4 protein-coding genes are annotated in these 4,009 nt (G+C 62.6%); 1 reads left to right on the forward strand and 3 read right to left on the reverse strand.

The features are described from left to right. Positions 1 to 175 precede the first annotated feature (175 nt). The 3 genes from ACMNAY_RS02780 to scfA all read right to left on the reverse strand — a co-directional run bounded on the left by ACMNAY_RS02780 (position 176) and on the right by scfA (position 3,093). Complete coding sequence (locus ACMNAY_RS02780) at positions 176 to 1,501, reverse strand: aminotransferase class V-fold PLP-dependent enzyme (protein WP_418718306.1); 1,326 nt, start codon at positions 1,499 to 1,501, stop codon at positions 176 to 178. Continuing rightward, the gene (gene scfB / locus ACMNAY_RS02785) at positions 1,501 to 2,877 is read right to left on the reverse strand and encodes a thioether cross-link-forming SCIFF peptide maturase (RefSeq protein ID WP_418718307.1); all 1,377 of its coding nucleotides are present in this window, start codon (positions 2,875 to 2,877) and stop codon (positions 1,501 to 1,503) included. The genes ACMNAY_RS02780 and scfB overlap by 1 nt, the downstream gene beginning before the upstream one ends. Before the next feature lie 69 nt (positions 2,878 to 2,946). After that, positions 2,947 to 3,093: a six-cysteine ranthipeptide SCIFF gene (gene scfA, locus ACMNAY_RS02790; RefSeq protein WP_177521411.1), complete on the reverse strand. Its 147-nt coding sequence runs from the start codon at positions 3,091 to 3,093 to the stop codon at positions 2,947 to 2,949. A gap of 208 nt (positions 3,094 to 3,301) precedes the next feature. Here scfA and ACMNAY_RS02795 point away from each other — a divergent pair, with 208 nt between their 5' ends. Next, positions 3,302 to 3,844: a flavin reductase family protein gene (locus ACMNAY_RS02795; RefSeq protein WP_418718308.1), complete on the forward strand. Its 543-nt coding sequence runs from the start codon at positions 3,302 to 3,304 to the stop codon at positions 3,842 to 3,844. Positions 3,845 to 4,009: the final 165 nt, after the last annotated feature.

The raw sequence follows: 4,009 nt of genomic DNA on the forward strand, positions 1-4,009 counted from the left end.
TTTGAATGACCTCCCTTTGCTTGCTTGTGCAGTTGGCAGACCGCACTCCCAGTATAGCAAAGGGAGTTTTTCTTTTCCCATTATCGACATTAGTCTTCTTTTGAACCACTCGCCTAGCGAGTGGTTTTCGATATACAAAAAAAGCCCCCAGCAGCAGCCGGGGGCTTGTTTGCTTTCAGCGCACCACGCGCAGGGTTTTTATCCCGTAATAGTCAAAGACCGCGGCGGCGTCCGGGCCAATCACTTCGCCGCTCACCGCCACCGGAACTGCCGGGGGGCAGCCCACCGTGGGGGCGGCGCAGACGCGGCCCGCCGCAGCCGCCACCGGAACTTCTTCGGCGGGGGCCAGCAGGGCGGTCCGGATGGGCATGGCCTGCCGGGGCCGGGCCATCTGCGGCGGGGTTTGGAGCGCTTTGCTCCCCTGCCCCGCGGCCGCCAGGGCGGCGCGCACCTTTTCCAGGTCCTCCGGGGCGTTCTGGGGCGTGACCATCAAAACAAGATGGTCCGGGTCGGCGTACTCACATTCCACGCCCTTTTGACGCAGAAAGTCCGCCAGCGCGTCGCCCCGCCAGCCGCGTTCCGAAGCGCGGAGCGTCACCTTGAGCGCCTCGCCCTCCGCCACGGCCCAGCCCTGAGCCGCAAGGTCAGCTTTCAGCGCCGCCACCGCCTTGACGCAGTCGGCCAGCCGGGGGCGTGCCTCGTCGGCCAGATACCGGTTGCAGGCGTCCAGTGACTGCAAAATCAGATAGGACGGGCTGGTGGAGCCAAACAGCGACAGCGCCGCCCGCACTTCTCCTTCCTCCGCGCTCAAAATCCCGTGGCCCAGGTGAAGGTAGGCGCCGCCGGTGAGCACCGGCAGAGTCTTGTGGGCGGAGTCGCAGCAGAGGTCCACACCCTCGTCCAGCGGATGGGCAGGTTTGGGCAGAAAATGGAGATACGCCCCGTGGGCGTTGTCCACTAAAAGGGGCACGCCGCGGGCGTGGCAGACCTCGGCCAATTGCGACACCGGCTGCACGTTGCCCAGATAGTCCGGGCTGGTGACGTACACCGCCGCCGGCGCTTCGGGCAGGGCCGCCAGGGCCGCTTCCAGCATGTCGGGGGTCACCGGGCAGCGCAGCAGCGAGTAAGGCTGGGGCCAAAGCCAGCGCACATCCGCGTCCAGCAGGGCCGCCGCGTGCAGAAAGGACTTGTGGGCATTGCGGGCGGCCAGCACCACCCGGCTCTTGCTTTTTTGCAGCGCAAGGCAGAGCATGGCTCCCACGCATTGGCTGGAGCCGCCGGCGGAATAGAAGGTGGCGCTTGCGCCGAAGAGAGCGGCGGCATTGCTCTCGCTCGCGGCGATGACGCCGCCAGCTTCATAGAGGCTGTCGGCGCCGGCGATCTCGGTGATGTCCCGTCCTTCGCAGGCCAGTGGGCCTTTGCCCTTGTGGCCGGGCATGTGCAGACGGGCGACGCCGCTTTTTTCGTAGGCGGCAACGAAGTCGCAGACAGGGGTATCCATTACAGTTCGCCCTGGGCGATCTGCATCATGATGGCGCACTCGATGCGCTTTTTGAACAGCTCACAGCCCTGCTTGTACACGCCGCCGATGCTGCCGGTGGCGTGGTAGGCGTTGGCGGCGCAGCCGCCGGAGCAGTAGAGGCGGGCCCAGCAGTCCCGGCACTCGGGACGGGAGTAGGCGTTGCAGCCGCGGAACTCCTCCCGCACGGCCTCGTTGGTCACGCCCTGCCAGATGTCGCCCAGCTTGTAGGCCTCTTCGCCCACGAACTGATGGCAGGGGTAGAGGTCGCCCCAGGGGGTGACGGCCACATACTCGGTGCCGCTGCCGCAGCCGGACAGGCGCTTGTAGATGCAGGGGCCGCCGGTGAGGTCCAGCATGTAGTGGTAGAACACGAAGGGCTTGCCCGCCTTTTTGCGCTCGATCATCTCGATGGCCAGTTTCTCGTACTCTTTCAGCACCACCTGGATGTCCTCGTCGGTGAGGGCGGCGGGGTCGTCCGGCGCGCAGACCACCGGCTCCATGCTCAGGCGGTCAAAGCCCAGGTCGGCCATGTGGAACACGTCCTTGGTGAAGTCGGGGTTGGCGTGGGTGAAGGTGCCCCGCATGTAATACTCTTTGTCGCCCCGGCGGCGCACGAACTCCTGGAACTTGGGCACAATGCGGTCATAGCTGCCGTTGCCGGCGTAGTCCACCCGCAGGCGGTCGTGAATTTCCTTGCGGCCGTCCAGGCTCAGAACCACGTTGTTCATTTCACGGTTGGCAAAGTCGATGACGTCATCATCAATGAGCATACCGTTGGTGGTGAGGGTGAAGCGGAAGTTCTTGCCGCACTCCTTCTCCCGCTGGCGGGCGTAGGCCACCAGCTGCTTGACCACGTCCCAGTTCATCAGCGGCTCGCCGCCGAAGAAATCCACTTCCAGATTGCGGCGGGTGCCGGAGTTCTCGATGAGGAAGTCCAGCGCGCGCTTGCCTACCTCCAGGCTCATCAGCGCCCGCTCGCCATGGTATTTGCCCTGGCTGGCAAAGCAGTAGGAGCAGTTGAGGTTGCAGGTGTGGGCCACATGCAGGCACATGGCCTTGATGACGTTCTCCCGCTTGCCCTTGAACTGACCGGCCAGGTCGGCAAAGGTGTCCGGGCTGTAGAGCTTGCCTGCCGTCTCCAGGCCTTTCACGTCCTCCAGGCACTGGCGCACCTCGGCCTCGGTGACGTCCGACCTGTCCTTGTATTTCTCGCAAACGCGGCGGATGAGGTCTTCCTCCGGCTCGTTCTTGTAGCCGGCGATGAGGTCATAGGCCACCTCGTCCACCACATGGATGGCGCCGGAGCAGGTGTCCAGCACGATGTTGTAGCCGTTGAGCTGGTATTGATGGATCATTGTATCCTCCGAATTTAAGCACAAAAAAGCCGCCTTATTGTTCGGCGGCTTTCCTGGAAGTTTAGAAGTTTACTTGTCAGCGTTCTCGCACTTCTGGTTCGCAACACCGCAGGAGGTCTTGCAAGCGGACTGGCAGGAGGTCTGGCACTCGCCGCAGCCGCCGTTCTTGGCGCTCTCGCAGAGGTTCCGGGTCTCGATGGTCTTGATTCTTTCCATAACGACATCTCCAGTTGTTCAGCATATTTTGCTGCCCGGCCGCACAGACGGCCCAAAGCACACAATCGATACGCGCAAAGTATAGCATGAAGACGGCAGATTGTCAAGAAAAGGCGGCGTTTCGGCGGTGGCAAAAAGGCAGTTGACAGCGCTTTGCCGCAGGTCTATGCTGAAAGCATACCGAAATGCGCAAAGGAGGCCGTTTTCCATGTACGTTTCCAAGCCCATCGACCCGCTGGAATACGCCGGCGTCATCGCCAAAGCACTGGACCCCGGCGTGCTGCTGACCACCCGGGCCGGCGAAAAAATCAACACCATGACCATCGGCTGGGGCACCGTGGGCGTGGAGTGGGGCCGGCCGGTGTTCATTGCCTTTGTGCGCAGCCACCGTTTCACCTATGAGCTGCTGGAAGAAAGCGGCGAGTTCACGGTGAACGTGCCGGTGGGCCCTTTCGACAAGCGCATCCTGGGCCTGTGCGGCACCCGCACCGGGCGGGACTGCGACAAATTCGCCCTTGCGGGGCTGACCGCCGTGCCCGGGCAGAAGGTGGCCGCTCCCGCCATCGCCCAGCTGCCGCTGACGTTGGAGTGCAAGGTCATTTACCGCCAGCACCAGGAGGCCGCCGCCATTCCCCCGGCCATCCGGGAGAAATATCACCCCCAGGACGTGGAGCCGGATTTTCACGGCCGCAACCGGGATTTTCACACCGCGTATTACGGCGAGATCGTGAACGCCTACATTCTGGAATAAAAAGAGGCCCGCAGCCGCGGGCCTCTTTTTTGTATATCGAAAACCACTCGCTAGGCGAGTGGTTCAAAAGAAGACTAATGTCGATAATGGGAAAAGAAAAACTCCCTTTGCTATACTGGGAGTGCGGTCTGCCAACTGCACAAGCAAGCAAAGGGAGGTCATTCA

Source organism: Candidatus Allofournierella merdipullorum, assembly GCF_048426865.1.
GTDB classification, from domain to species: Bacteria; Bacillota; Clostridia; order Oscillospirales; family Ruminococcaceae; genus Allofournierella_A; species Allofournierella_A merdipullorum.